1 protein-coding gene is annotated in these 620 nt (G+C 67.9%); it reads right to left on the bottom strand.

What is annotated here, in order from left to right; genetic code table 11:
- Window positions 1-620 (bottom strand): IS66 family transposase (locus tag A6A05_RS05965; RefSeq protein WP_156520927.1); only part of this gene is annotated, 620 nt, incomplete at both ends.

The following is a 620-nucleotide window of genomic DNA, read 5'->3' on the forward strand; positions in this document are numbered from 1 at the left end:
CGGTGACGGCGCCCCACAGCGCCCCCTCGGTAGCGACCATCGCCGGGTCGGGATGGACCTTCAACTCAGCAATGCCCAGCGCCGCGAGGTGAGCGTCCCACGCCGCCTGATCGGCGAAGCCACGGGCGGGATGGGCAGCCAGCAGGGCGATGACCGAGCCGGCCAGATGGCGCCGACGCATATAGGCGAAGGCCTGGTCGTTGAGCGCATAGTCGCCATGGCCGGCGCGCAGCAGCCCAAGAAAGTTGGCGCGGCTCTTCGATGCGGTGGTGGCGAAGAAGGTGAAGGCATCGTTGCCGATCTGGGTGCAGAAACCGTTCTTGCCCCGATGGCGGGCGCCGGTGTCATCGACCGAAATCCAATCGCCATGGCTGAGGCCGGCGCGCAGCACGTCGCGGGCCTCGGCGATGAAAGCGTCGTTGGCATCGGTCAGGATGCGCACCACTTGGCGCTTCGAGATATCGACGCCGAGCGTCTGCAACAGCTCGACCAGGCGCGGCACCGTCGTCTGGCCCTGGTGATACTGGGCAAGGATGAAGCGCTTGATCTCCGGGCCGAAGTGGTCGGCGATCCCCACGGGAAGCGGCGCCAGCACCGTGCGCCCGTCCGGCGTCAGCCAG

Origin of the sequence: Magnetospirillum moscoviense, assembly GCF_001650635.1 — a bacterium.
Lineage (GTDB): Bacteria > Pseudomonadota > Alphaproteobacteria > Rhodospirillales > Magnetospirillaceae > Magnetospirillum > Magnetospirillum moscoviense.